Origin of the sequence: Paenibacillus sp. S28, assembly GCF_016624415.1 — a bacterium.
Taxonomy (GTDB): domain Bacteria; phylum Bacillota; class Bacilli; order Paenibacillales; family Paenibacillaceae; genus Paenibacillus_AQ; species Paenibacillus_AQ favisporus.
The window spans coordinates 101,320-117,344 of the sequence record NZ_JACVTM010000001.1 but is presented as its reverse complement, the minus strand read 5'-3'; the positions used below and the strand labels follow the sequence as shown (position 1 = coordinate 117,344).

The window sequence follows — 16,025 nt, the reverse complement described above, 5'->3', positions numbered from 1 at the left end:
GCCGGATGGTGATCATCCTGTATCAGGTCGCGACATTGCCGCCAGCGTCCTTTGGCTTCCCGCCACGCTCGTCGAACACCCGGATCCAGCGGTACCTGTTCACTTTTACGATCGCAACAAAGCATTTCAGGATTTGATCGCATTTGAGGCACATAAACGTAATAACCGGCGACAGATCAAACACAAACGCACACAGCGCCGAAGCCGGCAGCACAATCAGCCACATGAAAATGAAGTCGTTGTACAGTACGAACTTGGTGTCTCCTCCGCTGCGGACAATGCCGGTCAAGGCAGGCATCTGGTATGCCGTACCGACGACCGTCACCGACAGAATGGTCATGAACTGCAGGGCCAGCGTTTTGGAGCTCTCCGATATTGCATACAGATCGAGGACGACGTCCTTCACGGCAAACAGCAGGACCGCGGTCAGTACGCCGATGAGCAAGTACAGCAGCTGCAGCGTTTTGCTGTAGGAAATGACCTTACCCGTATTCCCTTCCCCGATCGTCTTGCCGATGATGACCGCCGTCGCGCTGGCCGATGCGTAAGTAACGACCGTGACCAGCTGAAAAATCGTGTTCGCCACGCTGTTGGCGGCGATCGCCGCCTCGCCCATATGCCCCAGGATGGCGGTCTGGGCACCCATCGATACGGCCCACAGCAGGTTGGCCATCAGCACAGGTGATCCGATCCGCAGATACTGCTTAAACAGAGACTTGTCGATGCTGTAAAAATCTTTCAGCTTAAAGCGGATCCGCTGATCGAACTTCTTCACGAAGGTGAGGACGATCACGCATTCGATCACCCTTGCGGTCAGTGTGGCGATGGCCGAACCGCTCACCCCAAGGCGCGGGAAGCCCAGGTGGCCATAAATCAGGAGGTAATTCAGGCACACATTAATGATCAAAGTGGACAGCGAAACGAGAAAGCCGATCCGCACGACCTCGACGCTGCGGAGCGCCGCTAGCAAAATGTTGGTCACCGCAAAAAATATGTACGAAAAACAGATAATCTTTAAATACTTCGCCCCTTCCGCGATCACATTCTGCTCGTTCGTAAACAGCGACAGGCAGCCGTGCGGGAAGAAAAAAACGATCGCCCACATGATCACGCTTACAGCCAGGGCGATCCGCATCCCGATGCTGGAGGCCCGTTTGATGGCGTCTATATTTTTGGCTCCCCAATTTCGAGAGGACAGGATGACCAGCCCTTCGGCCGCGCCCATGACTAGCATATGCAAAATAAACTGGATCTGGTTGGCCAGCGCAACCCCGGACAGCGCGGATTCACTGTATCCTCCAAGCAGCAGATTATCGGACAAATTGACGCCAAGCGTAATGATATTTTGCAGTCCGATCAGCACGGTTAACCGGATAAACATGCTGTAAAACGACCGTTCACGCACCCATATTCCCATGACTTCTCCTTCTTCGATATGTCGTGTAATAAGCTGATTATATTCTCAGCCAAAAGGAGCGCACAAGGCAGGAAAACGGTGGAAATGTACGGGAAAACCATGCCCGGAATCCTCCCAGCCCGCCATTCCCCCTGATTGCTCACAATACCGCACGTCTACACCGTTCTGCACGAATGACAAAAGCGGGCTCCCAGAGAGCCCGCCTTCCATCGGTTTTTCTTTCCGGATTATGCTTGTACTTAACTTACCTGCTTAGCGTCTTCCGGCTCTATGCGGTTCCAGTCCACCCTGTTTTTCTTGCGGAGCGACCAGGTAAGCAGCACGATGATGCCGATGACGACCGAGCCGATATTGATCAGGTATGCGCCGAGCGGAGAGTTGTACTGCACCTCGATTTTCATAGATCAAAGCCATTCTGCTAGAATCGTTACTCCGATCACTGGCAAACAACGCCTCGGTTCCGGCCGGCAAGTGACAGATGTCTGAAGTTTTGAACTTTTTGATGCGCGGCCGGCTTGACAGTTAGAATGAAGAACTGGAAACTAGTGGTATAAAAGATTAAATTGTAGGGATCCTATTTGGGGATTCTTATGGAGGAGGGTATCATTATGGAGCTTCAGCTATCTGGACAAACCGCGCTAGTCACCGGTTCCACTTCCGGCATCGGCAAGGCTATCGCGTCTTCCCTGGCTGCAGAAGGGGCCAAGGTTCTGATTAACGGCCGCCGTGAAGACAAGGTCCACGAAACGATCGAAGAAATCCGGGGGCGGCATACCGGAGCCGAACTCGTTCCCGCAGTCGCCGATCTGGGAACGGAACAAGGCTGCCTCACCATGATGGAACAGCATCCGGATGTCAATATCGTGGTGAACAATCTGGGCATTTTTGAACCTGCCGAATTTTTCGATATCCCGGATGAGGAATGGTTCCGCTTCTTTGAGGTCAACATTATGAGCGGTGTCCGCTTGAGCCGGCATTATCTGAAACGCATGATGCAGCAGGACCGCGGAAGAATTATTTTCATTGCCAGCGAAGCCGCCGTTATGCCGTCGCAGGAGATGGCGCATTACAGCGCCACCAAGACGATGCAGCTGTCGATCTCCCGCAGCCTGGCCGAGCTGACCAAGGGCACGAACGTGACGGTTAATACCGTGATGCCCGGCTCCACCCTGACACAGGGGGTTGAGACAATGCTCGATACCCTGTATCCGGGGGAATCGTTAACGATCGGGGAGGCTGAGCAGCGCTTCATGCGGGAAAACCGGCCGACCTCGATCATTCAGCGGTTGATCCGGCCGGAGGAAATTGCTCACCTCGTTACGTTTATCAGCAGTCCTCTCTCCTCTGCGATCAACGGGGCCGCGCTGCGGATCGACGGCGGGTTAGTTCGGAGCGTATTTTAGTGTGTACCGTCAACCGCAAAAAAAGTGCCGTTATCCCTTTCAAAGGGAGACGGCACTTTTCATTATGATACTGCTGCCCACGCCCAATCTTAATGGGAGCAGCAGTCATTTTATTCAGGGAGGACAATGCCAAAATACTGCCTGAACGCATCCCGCTTCTCTTCCGGTGTCCGGGGAGTGAGAATGCGCACCTCCTTGCCGGCAAAGATTCGGAATTCGTCGCCAGCGACCGTGTTTCGCCCTTCCGGCGTGCGGATAAACACCATCGGACCTTGTCTGAAAATCGATTCCGGAGCATGCTCGCACCAGAATGAGGCCATCACATAATCCCGCGGCAGCTGGGGCTCTTCGGCAAAAGAATAAATGAGCCGCCAATCCTCCCCTTTCCGCTCCATCAGCTGCCAGCCGAAAAACGGATCCCGGTCCAGGCGATAGCATTCGGTTCCCTGCGGCTGTTCCAGATGCTCCTTGATCAGCACCGGCCTGCCGGGAACATTTCCGCCTACCCCGACATCGCATAAATAGCGTGCTCCTTCTGCTTCAACCTGAAGCACATGATGCCTGCGCTTCGGGGGCAGGTTATCCTCATCGCGCCAAAATCTGGCGAAATAGTGGGTCACGGGAAATCCCAGTTCGCCCAGCAGCCAGCCAAACAGCGCATTGAGCTCAAAGCAGTATCCGCCGCGCCGGCGCACGACGATTTTGTCATATAGGTCCGGGATGTCTAGCGATAGGGGCACACCGTTTAAAATATCCAAATTTTCATAGGGTACGCTGTAAATGTGGCAGTGCTGCAGTTCCGCCAGCGTGTCCGCCCCATTGTCCAGCTTGCCTTGGAATCCGATCCGGTCCAGATAAGCCTGAATTTCCGGCGTCTGCGATGGATGGTTAGTCACAACGAGCTACCTCCCTGCTGTTATAGTGCTGCGCATATCCATGCCGCTGCGTGCAAGCATCGGAATATCAGCCATACAGCTAATTTCTATAGCAGAGCTTCGTTCACCTTCTGCTGCTTACGATATTTACTCTGTTTTCCGCTTAAAAAATAACCGGGTCCACCAAAATACGGCATTTCCGATCAGCAAAATCGAGAACTCCCACCCTGTCTTACCCGTTGTGATCAAGTTGATAAGCGAATTTCTTTTTACATATCCTAAGAGTATCCAGGCATCATTTAATACAAAAAAGCGCAGAACAGGAGCATTACGGGGTTGCCCCCACTCCATATTCTGCGCTGTATCGGTTTAGTACTCTATCATGCCCAGCAGGTACTCCTCTTATACCGCCGTGTATCCCCCGTCGACCAGCAAGCTGGCGCCAGTGATGAAGGAAGCATCCTCACTCGCCAGGAACAGCACGGCTTTGGCGACTTCCTCCGGCTTGCCGAGCCGTCCCATCGGATGAAGGGCTGTCAGATGTGCGGTAATGGCTTCGTCCCTGCCCTGAATGAGCGGCGTGTCGATATATCCCGGGCACACCGCATTGATCCGGATGCCCTTGGCGGCATAATCGGCTGCCATTGACTGGGTCAACAGCTTCACCCCGCCCTTGGCGGACGCATAGGCCGTGACACCCGCCTTGCCTACATGGCTGTGAATGGATCCGCAGTTCACGATCGCCCCGCCCGTTCCTTGGGCGAGCATCTGCTGGATCGCATATTTGTCACTCAAAAATACACCCGTGAGGTTAATGTCAATCGTCCGCTGCCAGCTGTCCGACGATAACCGGTCCGCCGGTCCGTCCTTGGCGATACCCGCGTTGGCGAACAGGATGTCCAGCTTGCCGAACTTGGCGACCGTCTGCTCGACCATTCGCTGCACCTCGGCTTCTTGCGTCACGTCTGTTTTGACAAACAGCGTATCGTAACCCTGAGCGTTCAGCTCCTCTGAGAGGGTCTGACCCCTGTCCGAAAAATCGGCGATAACGACTTTCGCCCCTTCGGAGGCAAACATCCGTACCGTCGCTTCCCCGATGCCGCTGGCGCCGCCGGTAACAATCGCTACTTTGGAATCAAATTTCATGATTGAACACGCTCCTATGAATTCACTTTAATGTACAGACTCTTAGATAGCCGTTGCCCCGCCGTCGATGACAAATTCGGATCCCGTGGAATACGACGACTCGTCCGATGCCAGGAATACCACCAGATTCGCTACTTCCTCCACCGTACCGAAACGGCCCATCGGCGCTACCTTTTTACCAAGTTCGGCTTCGGACATTTGGCTCACCTCGGACGCATAAGCGCCCATGGCGGTGTTGATGTAGGCCGGATGGATTGAATTCACCCGAACGCCTGCGGCTGCGTATTCGATCGCGGCGTCCTTGGTCATTGTCCGGACCGCACCTTTAGAAGCTCCGTAAGCGATATGGCCGGATGCGCCCGTCAGCCCCGCAATGGAGGATGCGTTAATGACGGAGCCACCCTTTTGTTTGGCCATGAGCGGCATCACGTGCTTCATTCCAAGGAAAACGCCGGTCACGTTGATCGCCATCATCCGGTTCCATTCCGCCAGTTCGATGTCGGCCAGCGGCTTGATGAAATAAATGCCGGCATTGTTGAACAAAATATCGATGCGGCCAAACTGCTGAACCGCGGCATTCGCAATTTCTTTCCATTCGTCCTCATTACTGACATCATGACGGAATGCTGCAGCTTCGCCGCCGGTCTGCGTGATTTCCGCAGCCGTCTGCTTGGCGCTGTCGAGATCAATATCGGTAACGACGACTTTGGCGCCTTCTTCCGCAAAGCGGAGAGCCGTCGTCTTGCCGATCCCGGCGCCTGCGCCTGTAATCAGTGCAACTTTTCCTTCGAGTCTCATCATGAATCCCTTCCTTTCATATCTCACATCATTATGTTAACATGTCTTGAGATTCAGCAAAATTTAAACCTATTGAATTTTGTTTAAGAAAAACTTAAAGATCAAAGGACGATGCTTCATGAATACGGAAAAGCTGGAGTACTTGGTGGAGGTGGCGCGGGCCGGTTCGATTTCCAAAGCGGCCGAGCAGCTTCATGTGACAATTTCAGCGGTCAGCCAAGCCATCACCAGTCTGGAATCGGAGTGGGGGATCAGCATTTTTACCAGATCCAAATCCGGAGTCACCCTGACTCCCGAAGGCAAAATCATTATCAAAAAAGCGTATGAAACGCTGGAGAAATATGAAGATCTGCTGGAGGCCGCCCGCGGATTTTCGGGTACGGTCAAGGGCCGGCTGCGGGTGGCGACCATACCAAGCCCTATGTCTCTTCTTGAGCGTGTCGTGATCGAATTTAAAAAGAAGTTTCCGGACGTGAAGCTGGAGATCGTGGAAAAAGGCTCGCAGGACATCATTGACGATGTGAACCAGGACAAAAGCGATCTCGGACTCATCATTTTGTTCAAAAACCGGTTGATCGAACGCACCGGCCTAGCCTTCGAACGGCTGCTCCCTGTCCACATGGTCGCCGGCATCAGCAGCGCGTCGCCGCTCGCCCTGAAGCCCGCGGTCGGTCCTGAAGAATTAAGGCAGCAGACCGTCGTCCTCTATAACGACGATTATGTGAAGTGGTATATGGACGACTTTCAGTCACTTTATGGCCCGGTAGACGTGCTCTTCACCACCAATAACCGGGATCTGATCTTCAGGGCGTGCATGAATCATGGCGCCGTGACCATCGGGCTCAACTTTTCGTTCATGAACGAGCCGGCCTTCCGCAAGGACAATATCGCGATTCTTGACTTCGATCTGCCGGATCACGGCCCTGTCTACCTCGGCGTCATCCAGCGCAAGGAAAAGACCCATTCGCGGGTCTCCCGCCGTTTTATGGAGTGGTTAAAACATGACTTAGAAGAATTAGGGGCATCCATGCAGTCTTAAAAGGGGTTCAACTTTAAGGAAAAAAAAACATCACGACATCGCGATGTTTTTTTGCGGTTCATATGAGGGATTCATATCGCTCATTCCGATGAATCTCGCCCCTGGATATCCCGCAGGTATTCATCCAGGCGATCCAAACGGTCATCCCACATCGATCGGAAAGACTCAAGCCAGTGGTCCAGCTCTTGAAATGGTTCGGTACGCAGCTTAATGATTCGCCGGTTGGCGGCAGGCTTCACTTCAACGAGGCCGGCCTCGTGAAGAACCCGGACGTGCTTGGATGTCTGGGGCTGGTTGAGTTCAAGCCGATTCGCGATATCTCCAATGGTCAGGGGGCCACGGTCGCGAATGAGCTCGATAATATGCAGCCGGTTAGGCTCGGCAAGCGCAGTCAAAGTTGTCGTGTTCATCTTCATGCCTCCTGACCAAATACTACCACAAAGGAATATTTAGAGAAAACGAAAATAAAAACAGCCAAAGCAAGGAAATTCCTACTATGACTGTTTGGGTCCCAAGCAATCTATACAATGGTAAGGGATTGTCTCGCCTCATTTCAGCGGCTTTTAGCGTGACCGATTCTCCGGTTTCATAAGTGCCTCCTCCGCGGAGGATGCTGCGAACCGGTCCACCCATTCGAAAGGAAGGTGATCGGTAATCAGCTTTCCGTAATATGCGGTCCTTACGATCCCCTCTTCATCGATCAGAAACTCGGCCGGAATGCGGTGGAAATTGGCCCCCTCTTCAGGCGTAAGCGGAAAACCGGCAGCCGCCGCTTCATCTGTCAGTTCATGAACATTCGGCAGCGCTAATGTAGCTTCCGTCTTGGATTCCGACGATTCGACTCCGTACAGGCTGTAGATGTCGGCATTCGGATCGGCAATGAGCGAAAAAGGCGCCTGCTGCGCGCCTACATACTTGTGCAGGTTCGCTTCCGGCGATTCAAACAACGCGATGACTTGAAGCCCCTGGCTACGCCAGTCGGGGTACCTCTGGATCATTTGATGAACGCGTAAATTGCACATAGCGCATGCCGCATTACGGAAGAACGACAGCAGCACCTTGCGGCCGCGGAATTGGTCCAGCGAAACCGGATCGCCGTGCTGGTTGATCGATTGGAAGAGCGGGGCTTTGTCCCCGGTCATCAGCAGGTTGGTCATGAATATTCCTCCTCATGGATCTTCTATGCATGAGATGCATGAACCCACTTTAGCAGGAAGCTCCGGATTCCTCTGTGACCAGGTCACCAAACTCCTCTTCCAGCAGCTTACGCTGCAAAATACGGACCGTTCCCCGGCTGGTCTCGATCAACCCTTTCCGCTGAAACCGGGCAAGTGCCCGTGTCACGACTTCGCGAACCGACCCGACCTCTTCGGCCAGCTCCTGATGGGTGATCCGAACCGTCGGCGCTTCCCCGGCCGTCATTCGCAGCAGCGCTCCGGCAAGGCGGTTGTCAAGCGGGAGGGTCTGGCGCTGCTGCGTCCGTTCCACCATGCGGAGCATGCCGTCAAGCAGTCCGCCGAACACCGTGGCGCGAATAGACTCGTACTCCTGTACCCAACGCATAAAGCTGCTTTTCCGCACAAACAGCACTTCCACTTCGGTCTCGGCAGTCAGCTCACCGGGATACTCGCGCCCGCTTAGACCGCTCAGCACCAACAGTGAGCAAATTTCTCCCGCCGTCAGCAGGTTGATGACAGATTCGGAGCCATTTTCGCCGATCACCGTGATCCTCGCGGTTCCACTGAGAAGGAACATACCATATGCCGCCGCATCATCCCGGTGGAATATTCGCGATTTGGCGCTAAATCGACGGATAAACGGCCCGGACTCCCGCCACTCTTCAGGCGAAACCGCCGTCAGGCACGGAAATACCTGGAGGGGCTTGTCACTTGATTCATGTGATATGCTCATGCGCTTTGTTCCTCCCAAATAGGTCAGCCCGATAATGACTATAGTATAGAAGATATTCGGCAGCAGCAAAAGTATAACACTGCAGCATTCGCAGGGTTAGCTGGCGCAGCGTCGGCTGGCGGCATAAAGATACAAAAAACAGCCAAGGCTGAAATGCGATGGCTGGTTGAATAGATAAAACATGTAGGTTGCGCTGTTGATAGATCACATCGGCCTGTTGGCCAATTTTTTTCCTTTAAGCATCGATCTGAAGATCAGCCTGAGCAGCGGCGGTACGGCGAAAAAGATAAACAGGGTCCGGAACAACTGATAGCAGGTGACGACCGACAGGTCCCCGTTCACTTCCTTGGCGATCAGCGCCATCTGATCCATGCCGCCTGGCGAAAGGCTGAGAAATGACGTGACTTCCGTTATCGCGTGAAACTTGGTCAGCAGCACGCTGAGCCCGAGGGAACATGCAATCAGCACGACACCGCTCAATATGGCGAGCAATATGATTTTCACTTTGTGCTTCAAATTTTCCGGTTTGAGCAGCAATCCGATATACCCACCCATCATCAGCTGCGACAGGCTCAGGACCACCGGCGGAAGCGAATGTCCCTCATATCCCGATAAATTGAGCAGGATGGTGCCAATCATCGGCCCCAGCAGAAAGGCTGTCGGAAATTTGATCCATTTGCCCACCAAGGCAAACACGACGCATACCACCGCGAAAAGCCAGATATGCGGAAACAAGGCGGACCAATCGGCCGATGCCGCCGCAGATGCGGCTCCTGATGCATGCGATCCCGAGGGATGGAACAGCGGGCTGAAGATCAAAAGAGGCACACAGAAAATAATCATGATCAGCCGCGACACCTGAAGGAAGGTCACGACCGTCAAATCGATTCCCTTCACTTCCTCCGCCAGCGTGATCATTTGGCTCAGCCCCCCGGGAATGCTGCCCATCAGCACCGTAGGAAACGGGATTCCCGACAGAAAAGCGATCATAAAGGCGATCGCCGCAGCAACGACCAGCAGCAGCGCCGTAAACAGAACCATCGTCGGCAGCTGATGCCCGATCTGCTTCAGTGTGGACAGGGTGAAGGACAATCCCATCGTATAACCGATGATGATCATCCCCGTATTCCGCACCTGCCCCGGCCAAAAGAAAGAAACGCCTTTAAACAGCTTGGAGCCGATCATGACAAAAACCATGGAGCCCAGCAGCCATGGTATCGGCATATGGATCCATTGGAAGATAAATCCGCCGATGACGGCAAACACGCAGGTCACCAAAAACCGCAGCCATTTGTTGTTCCTCCAACGGCTGTTGTTCAAGCTTGCGGTGTCTGTCATTACAGGCTCTCAGTCAGTTCAGCGATTCGCGCCCCGGCATCCCCTTGGTACAGACCGCCATGATAGCAGATGACATTTTCGATCGGATAGGCTTTGAATTTGGTGATCGACTGCATCGCTTCGTCCATATTCGGCGTCACCGGCGGATTCGGTCCCTGCAGCTCGCCGTTGTTAACGACCATGGCGTCACCGGTAATCAATGTTTTGCTCGGCTCGTGATACAAGCTGATATGCCCTGGAGTATGGCCCGGTGTATAAATGACGGTCAGTCCCCCGCCAAAAGGCAGCTTCTCGCCATCGGCAAGAAGGCGGGTCACATTGGTCACCTTTCCGGAAAAGGTCGCCTCAAAGGCTTCAGCCAGTTGGGCCGGCATCGACTCCAGCAGTCCTTTTTTACGGTCCCCGCTAAATTTGATCATTGGTTTGAGTCCGTCGATGTAAGGCTGGTCTTCCGCATGTGCATATACCTCAACGCCCTCGCCCTTAAATTGAGGCAGGCTGCCCACATGGTCGATATCCTGGTGGGTAACAATAATGGAATGAGGGGCGGCAGGGTCGATCCCAGCCTGAGACATGAGCTCCACGATTTTTTCGTAGCAGCCCGGCATCCCTGTGTCTACCAATACATAGGAATCCTTATCCCGGATGACTACAGGATGAATCACCATCTCCCGATCGCCCATGGAAAGGGACAGTTCCAGCATTTCGATCTGATCCGAAATTTTCATACTTCACGCCAAAGCATCTCGCTTTGGCTCACCTCCTGTCAACTTAAATATCCGCATAAAACTCGCTAGTTCATTATATGACTCTTGAGTTTTTTGTGTCAATTCCTTTGTTGACCCTTAGCGGACATCATGTCAAAATGTGTAGGGGTGGTAAGGATGGAGCAAATCAAAAAGCAGCAGATTATCAATACGGCAATGCGTATTTTTAAGGAAAAAGGATATTTCGCCGCCTCCATGCAGGACATTGCGGAAGCATGCGGCATGGCCAAGGGCAGCATTTATAAAGTGTTTCCTTCGAAAGAGGACCTGTTTACCGGCGTTTTCACCTTCGTGCACCGGACGATGTTCGAGCAAGCCCGGGAGCTGGATCGCTCGCTGCGGCTGGCGGGGGACCCGCCGAAGGAAATTTTGCGGCGCAAGATCGAGTTTCAGCTTCAATACATGCTGGAAAACCACTTTTTTACGAGCGAGTTCAAAGAGCTGCCGATCACCGCTAACGAAAACTTCCAGGTGGAATGGAAAAAAAAGCGCGCCGCGTTTCTAACGTGGCACCGCGACTGCTTCTACGAAGCATACGGCGATTCCATCTCCCCTTATCTTGGGGATATCGTGGCGATCTACCGCGGCATGTCGCGGGAATATTTGTCCCATGCCGTCCAAACGGCCATCGCCTGCCCGATGGGGGAACTGGCCCGGTTTTGCGTAGATCGGATGGACACGGTCATCCGCGACATGATCGATAAAGAGCCGGTCCCGATTCTCAAGGTGTCGAGCGCCTATTTTAACGACATCAATCCGGTGGACCTTGCGACCCGGCGGGCGAACCTGGGTGAGTTTCTGCAGCATTTTGCCCAAAAGGTCAAAGAGCTGCCCCAGCCGGAGCGGATTCAGAAAGAGCTGCTGGAAGTGATCGACCTGCTTCGGTGGGAGCTGGAACAGGATAAACCGAACGCGACTTTGGTCCGGGTGTATACGAACTTTCTGGATTCCGTCGACGAGCTGAGACCTTACGTGAGGCAGCTGGGCCTCATGCTGAATCATGCGGCGGAACTGCAAAAAGACAGTCAGGATCAGGCATAAAGGGCCTGACGGACTGTCTTTTTGCGGTTTTATTGATGACAGAGTCATACTCCTGCAGGCCTGACTCCAATGCCTACCGCTTTCAGGCGCGCCCGAAGCTCCCTGGCAAAAGCTGTGGCATGCTCGCCGTCGCCATGAAGGCAGACCGTATCGGCCTGAATAGTCACCTCCGCTCCGTCCGCGGAAGTTACCCTGCCTTCCTTCACCATGCGGATCACCTGCCGAACCGCCTGATCGGTGTCCGTGATGAGCGCGTGGGGCAGCCTGCGAGGTGTCAGCGTGCCGTCGGGCTGATACGTCCGGTCGGCGAATACTTCGCTGGCCGTTGTGAGCCCGTACCTTGTCCCCGCAGCCAGCAGCTCGCTGCCTGCCAGGCCGTAGAGAATCAGGGACTCGTCCGTACGGCAGACAGCTTCGGCGATTGCATCCGCCAGGGGAGCGGAGACCGCAGCCATGTTGTACAGGGCGCCGTGCGGTTTGACATGATGAAGACGCCCGCCTTCCTGTTTGGCAATCGCCTGCAGCGCGCCGATTTGGTACGTCACCAAATCCATGGCCTCCTCCGGCGAAATATCCATGTTTCTTCTCCCGAAGCCGGCAAGATCCGGCAAACCGGGATGCGCGCCGATGGCGACCCCGCGGCTTAAAGCCAGCTTCACCGTCTTCCGCATGACGGAGGGATCGCCGGCGTGGTATCCGCAGGCGATGTTGACGGACGTAATTTCCCCCATCAGCTCTTCGTCGGCCCCGATCCGGTATACGCCGAATCCTTCCCCCATATCGCAGTTCAAGTCAATCCAACCCACCAAGCCATCCGTCCTCCTTTAATTTAAGGGCAATCATCCGTGCAAGCCGCCTTAACCGTATGCCCTGATCCATCCATAATTGTTCCGCTTCCGTCTGACTGATCTCCCTAAAACGGAGGGTTGAACCGGGCGGTGTCTGTGCAACCACCGGCAGGTCCGCACCGGCAACCTGGGCGATCTTCGGATAGCCGCCGAGCGTCTGGCGGTCGGCCATCAGAATGATCGGGTGCCCATCGGACGGTACCTGCACGGTCCCCATCGTCACACCTTCCGATGTGTATTCCTGCGGGCGGTGAAGCTGCAGCCGCGGACCTTCCAGCCGGTACCCCATCCGGTCCGATTGGGGCGTAACCCGGAAATCATGATCAAGCAGCGCGCGCCGACTCACATCGTCGAAATCGCCGAATTGCGGTCCGCGTACGATCCGCACGTAAGGGTGCTCGCTGTAAGCGGGCCTTTCCGAGGCCGGAACCGCCCACCTCACCGCATCAAAAGGTTGCGTTCCCTTTGTGGATGGATGCCGCAACCGGCCATTGCCGGTCCCTATTGGAATGATGTCCCCTGCCTTCAGCGCCCTTCCCTTCATGCCGCCGATCCCGGCACGGATATACGTGCTGCGGCTGCCAAGAACCTCGGGCACATCAATGCCTCCTGCAACAGCCAAATACGTCCGGCAGCCTGACTTCGGTCCGGTGAATGTGAGTGTACTGCCCTTTCGGACAAAAACGGGCCTCCACATCGGAACCGGTACACCGTCCATCTGCGGCGAAAAATCCCCTCCGGTCAGGGCTACCCACATCTCCCGTTCCATACGGACGGACATCCCCGACCAGGTCACCTCGATGAGGGCGTCGCCCTCATCGTTGCCCACCAGCCAATTGGCCGTCCGGTGCGCGAAGCGGTCCATGGGACCGGAGACGATGATCCCGTACTTGCCGTAGCCGGATCTTCCCAAGTCCTGGATCGTCGCCATCAGACCGGGTTTTATGACCGTTATGCTCATGACTGCGCCCCCTTGATCCGCTCGTATTCCGCCGCGTCAATCTGACGGAACCGTATATATTCCCCTCCCCGCAGTAGCGCGGGCGGATCCTGATCCGGCCTGAACAGGGGAAGCGGTGTCCGGCCGATGATCTGCCAGCCGCCCGGTGTTTCCACCGGGTAGATTCCCGTCTGCGTCCCCGCGATTCCGACCGACCCGGCCGGAATGGCAAGCCGCGGCGACGGTTTACGCGGCGCGGCGATCCGTTTGTCGAGCCCGCCCAAATAAGGGAAACCGGGAGCAAACCCCACCGCATAGACCAGATAGGTCTGAGCTGTATGGAAGCGGACCACATCCTGAGTGGTCAGGTTGTTGATGGAGGCGACTTCTTCTATGTCCGGGCCAAACCCGCCTCCATAGCATACCGGGATGTCGATTACCACCGGCTCCGCTTCGGGCGTTCCCTGGATGTCCGCCATATAAGTTTCCAGAAGGGACTGCACATAATCCATCCGGCCTGTCTCGTGCAGCGGTAAATCAAGCTCGAACGGATCATAAAATACGGTCACGCTCGTAAACGCCGGAACACATTCGACAAACCCTGGAAAGGGATTTGCCTCAATGCGGCAGGTCAGCGCCTGAACCTCACGGTGCAAATCTTCGCTGACCGTGCCGCCAAGATGCACCACAACCGCCGATTCCCCTAAGGGTACGACCCTGCGCGCTTCGTTTCGGTTCATGGAATCCCCTCCTTTTGTATGTATAAAGCCTCATCATCTATATGATAGCAGAGTCCATGCGGTATGCATTCGATTTTTTCTACACGGTGGCACTTCTAACTGAAGACTGAAGACCGACCCTTCAATGCAAAAAAGGCGCCTCAGGATCCCTGAGGCGACCTTGTTGTATCTGAATGCAGTACTGCATCTTGCAATGACCACCTTGACCGGGCTACTCAGCTACGACTTCCCCCAGCTTATCCAGCATAATCTTGGTCCCGTGCTCGCGCATCGAGGCTGTATCCAGTCCGTCGAGAAACGCACCGTGTTCGGTATAAATCAATCTTGTTCCCTGCCCCGACGCCTGGAACTGCACCGACACGACCGAGATGGACATGCGGCTGTCGCCTTGATCCAACGTATACGTATAGACGATCCGCTCGTTCTCTGCGATCTCCTGGTAGACGGCATCAAAGGTAAACACCGGCCCATCCGAAGGCCCGCCGGCATTGACTTCGCGCCCCCCTACCTTAAACTCGAAGCTGTCGGCTTTCGGAAACCAGGCTGACTTCAGTTCGGGATCGGACCAGGCCGAAAATACCTTCGCGGGTGCTGCTTGATACTTGCGTTCAATAACAAATGTTTCGTGAATGACAGATCGTTCGTTACTCATGGTCATGGCCTCCCTGGATTGTTCCTATTTATTGGATCCGGCTGGTTTTCCCCGAGCGCCTCCCCGAGCCGGTCGAGGCTGCGCTCCATGCTTGTCCGTTTTTCCAAAAAGAACTTTTCCTTGCTCTTCTTCATCACTTCAAGCAGTGCGGTAAACTCGTTGACCGTCAACGTTTGGTCATGCTGCAGAAGAGCCGATACGTTTTCCAGCTCCTGCAGGAGCCGCTGCTGCAACCGGATGGTACTTCTCAGGCGGTCCATCTGGATCCGGACAATGTCGAGCGGGCTGAATTCGTTCCCATCCACGATTTCCTTGACCTCATCCAGCGACAATCCCAGCTCTTTCAGAGACAATATTTGCTGCAATTTGGCCAAATCATGCCCGTTATAGATCCGGTGACCGGATTCGGTATGCCCGGACGGAGAAAACAAACCGATTTGATCGTAGTACCTTAACGTCCGGATCGTCAGTCCCGTCATGGCCGCCAGCTCCCCGACCTTCCACTGCGTGTTCATAATCATCCCCTTGCTTCGCGAAGACTTGTACCGGTAGCTCTAATATAAAACATTACGCAGCGTAAGGTTCAAGGGATTACAAAAAAAAAAAAAAACCGAACGGCATCATGTCGTTCGATTTCAATATTCAGCAAACACGGAAAAGGATGAGTGGTATGACTGGGAATGCTAATATGGCTGGAAATATCATTTGCCGAAAGAGCCCGCAAAGTTCCGCAAATCCCCTTAGTATTGCTTAGGTCCCGCAGATTGTTGTTCCTTATCTGTCTTTCTGTATTGTTCTTTACCATTCATTCATTTCAATTTCACAGTCGTATAGCTATTGTCTTTCTATTATTGTTACTTATTATTATTCCGCGGACCTGGGTCGTACTTTTGGTCTTGCTCCTGGTCATGCTTTTGCTTTTATCGATTCGATGGTTGGTCCGGTTCTTCCTCTACCCTTTTGCTCATTTCTAAAGCTGGATCTTACTGATGAATTACTCGTGTATTGCTTGGTGAATCGCTCGGTGAATTGCTCGGTGAATTGCTGGTGTATTGCTGTTAACATTGATGGTGTATTGATTGTCGCGCTATATGATACGAGATCTCGCTT

General features: G+C 54.2%; 18 protein-coding genes. 3 read left to right on the top strand and 15 right to left on the bottom strand.

Annotated features, from left to right (window positions below; genetic code table 11):
• Positions 1-22: 22 nt before the first annotated feature.
• Both IAE55_RS00530 and IAE55_RS00525 read right to left on the bottom strand, forming a co-directional pair.
• Positions 23-1,417: an MATE family efflux transporter gene (locus tag IAE55_RS00530; protein WP_200630630.1), complete on the bottom strand. Its 1,395-nt coding sequence runs from the start codon at positions 1,415-1,417 to the stop codon at positions 23-25.
• Positions 1,418-1,656: 239 nt separating this feature from the next.
• Positions 1,657-1,818 carry a hypothetical protein gene (locus IAE55_RS00525; RefSeq protein ID WP_181152845.1) on the bottom strand — a complete coding sequence of 54 codons (162 nt, stop codon included), beginning with the start codon at positions 1,816-1,818 and terminating at the stop codon, positions 1,657-1,659.
• Positions 1,819-2,025: 207 nt separating this feature from the next.
• Here IAE55_RS00525 and IAE55_RS00520 point away from each other — a divergent pair, with 207 nt between their 5' ends.
• Complete coding sequence (locus IAE55_RS00520; protein WP_200630629.1) at positions 2,026-2,820, top strand: SDR family NAD(P)-dependent oxidoreductase; 795 nt, start codon at positions 2,026-2,028, stop codon at positions 2,818-2,820.
• 110 nt (positions 2,821-2,930) lie between these two features.
• Here IAE55_RS00520 and IAE55_RS00515 read toward each other — a convergent pair whose 3' ends face one another.
• The 3 genes from IAE55_RS00515 to IAE55_RS00505 all read right to left on the bottom strand — a co-directional run bounded on the left by IAE55_RS00515 (position 2,931) and on the right by IAE55_RS00505 (position 5,639).
• Positions 2,931-3,716: an arylamine N-acetyltransferase family protein gene (locus IAE55_RS00515; protein WP_200630628.1), complete on the bottom strand. Its 786-nt coding sequence runs from the start codon at positions 3,714-3,716 to the stop codon at positions 2,931-2,933.
• A gap of 381 nt (positions 3,717-4,097) precedes the next feature.
• Complete coding sequence (locus IAE55_RS00510; RefSeq protein ID WP_145134386.1) at positions 4,098-4,841, bottom strand: SDR family NAD(P)-dependent oxidoreductase; 744 nt, start codon at positions 4,839-4,841, stop codon at positions 4,098-4,100.
• 42 nt (positions 4,842-4,883) lie between these two features.
• Positions 4,884-5,639, bottom strand: a complete 756-nt coding sequence (locus tag IAE55_RS00505; RefSeq protein ID WP_200631073.1) for an SDR family NAD(P)-dependent oxidoreductase — start codon at positions 5,637-5,639, stop codon at positions 4,884-4,886.
• A 118-nt stretch (positions 5,640-5,757) separates the two neighbouring features.
• On the opposite strand from IAE55_RS00505, the gene IAE55_RS00500 reads away from it, so the two are divergent.
• Complete coding sequence (locus IAE55_RS00500) at positions 5,758-6,678, top strand: LysR family transcriptional regulator (RefSeq protein WP_200630627.1); 921 nt, start codon at positions 5,758-5,760, stop codon at positions 6,676-6,678.
• Between the two features lie 80 nt (positions 6,679-6,758).
• Here the strand turns inward: IAE55_RS00500 and IAE55_RS00495 are convergent, their stop codons facing one another.
• The 5 genes from IAE55_RS00495 to IAE55_RS00475 all read right to left on the bottom strand — a co-directional run bounded on the left by IAE55_RS00495 (position 6,759) and on the right by IAE55_RS00475 (position 10,655).
• Entirely contained in the window at positions 6,759-7,088 is a 330-nt protein-coding gene (locus IAE55_RS00495) for an ArsR/SmtB family transcription factor (protein ID WP_442793320.1), read from the bottom strand.
• Positions 7,089-7,241: 153 nt separating this feature from the next.
• Complete coding sequence (locus IAE55_RS00490; protein ID WP_200630625.1) at positions 7,242-7,835, bottom strand: peroxiredoxin family protein; 594 nt, start codon at positions 7,833-7,835, stop codon at positions 7,242-7,244.
• A gap of 49 nt (positions 7,836-7,884) precedes the next feature.
• Complete coding sequence (locus IAE55_RS00485; RefSeq protein WP_200630624.1) at positions 7,885-8,589, bottom strand: Crp/Fnr family transcriptional regulator; 705 nt, start codon at positions 8,587-8,589, stop codon at positions 7,885-7,887.
• A gap of 204 nt (positions 8,590-8,793) precedes the next feature.
• A complete protein-coding gene (locus tag IAE55_RS00480; RefSeq protein ID WP_200630623.1) occupies positions 8,794-9,927 on the bottom strand; it encodes an AbrB family transcriptional regulator in 1,134 nt (377 codons plus the stop codon).
• Complete coding sequence (locus IAE55_RS00475; RefSeq protein ID WP_200630622.1) at positions 9,927-10,655, bottom strand: MBL fold metallo-hydrolase; 729 nt, start codon at positions 10,653-10,655, stop codon at positions 9,927-9,929. The genes IAE55_RS00480 and IAE55_RS00475 overlap by 1 nt, the downstream gene beginning before the upstream one ends.
• Before the next feature lie 156 nt (positions 10,656-10,811).
• Here IAE55_RS00475 and IAE55_RS00470 point away from each other — a divergent pair, with 156 nt between their 5' ends.
• Positions 10,812-11,735: a TetR/AcrR family transcriptional regulator gene (locus IAE55_RS00470; RefSeq protein ID WP_200630621.1), complete on the top strand. Its 924-nt coding sequence runs from the start codon at positions 10,812-10,814 to the stop codon at positions 11,733-11,735.
• 44 nt (positions 11,736-11,779) lie between these two features.
• Here the strand turns inward: IAE55_RS00470 and IAE55_RS00465 are convergent, their stop codons facing one another.
• The 5 genes from IAE55_RS00465 to IAE55_RS00445 form a co-directional block, all read right to left on the bottom strand.
• On the bottom strand, positions 11,780-12,514 hold the full coding sequence (locus IAE55_RS00465) for a 5-oxoprolinase subunit PxpA (protein WP_234489278.1): 735 nt from the start codon (positions 12,512-12,514) through the stop codon (positions 11,780-11,782).
• Positions 12,515-12,527: 13 nt separating this feature from the next.
• The gene (locus IAE55_RS00460) at positions 12,528-13,544 is read right to left on the bottom strand and encodes a biotin-dependent carboxyltransferase family protein (protein WP_200630620.1); all 1,017 of its coding nucleotides are present in this window, start codon (positions 13,542-13,544) and stop codon (positions 12,528-12,530) included.
• Complete coding sequence (gene pxpB / locus IAE55_RS00455) at positions 13,541-14,263, bottom strand: 5-oxoprolinase subunit PxpB (RefSeq protein WP_200630619.1); 723 nt, start codon at positions 14,261-14,263, stop codon at positions 13,541-13,543. Before pxpB ends, IAE55_RS00460 begins: the two co-directional genes overlap by 4 nt.
• A 211-nt stretch (positions 14,264-14,474) precedes the next feature.
• Entirely contained in the window at positions 14,475-14,915 is a 441-nt protein-coding gene (locus tag IAE55_RS00450) for an SRPBCC family protein (protein ID WP_200630618.1), read from the bottom strand.
• Between the two features lie 2 nt (positions 14,916-14,917).
• Positions 14,918-15,430 (bottom strand): MerR family transcriptional regulator, encoded by a 513-nt coding sequence (locus IAE55_RS00445; RefSeq protein WP_145157002.1) that lies wholly within the window; start codon positions 15,428-15,430, stop codon positions 14,918-14,920.
• Positions 15,431-16,025 lie beyond the last annotated feature (595 nt).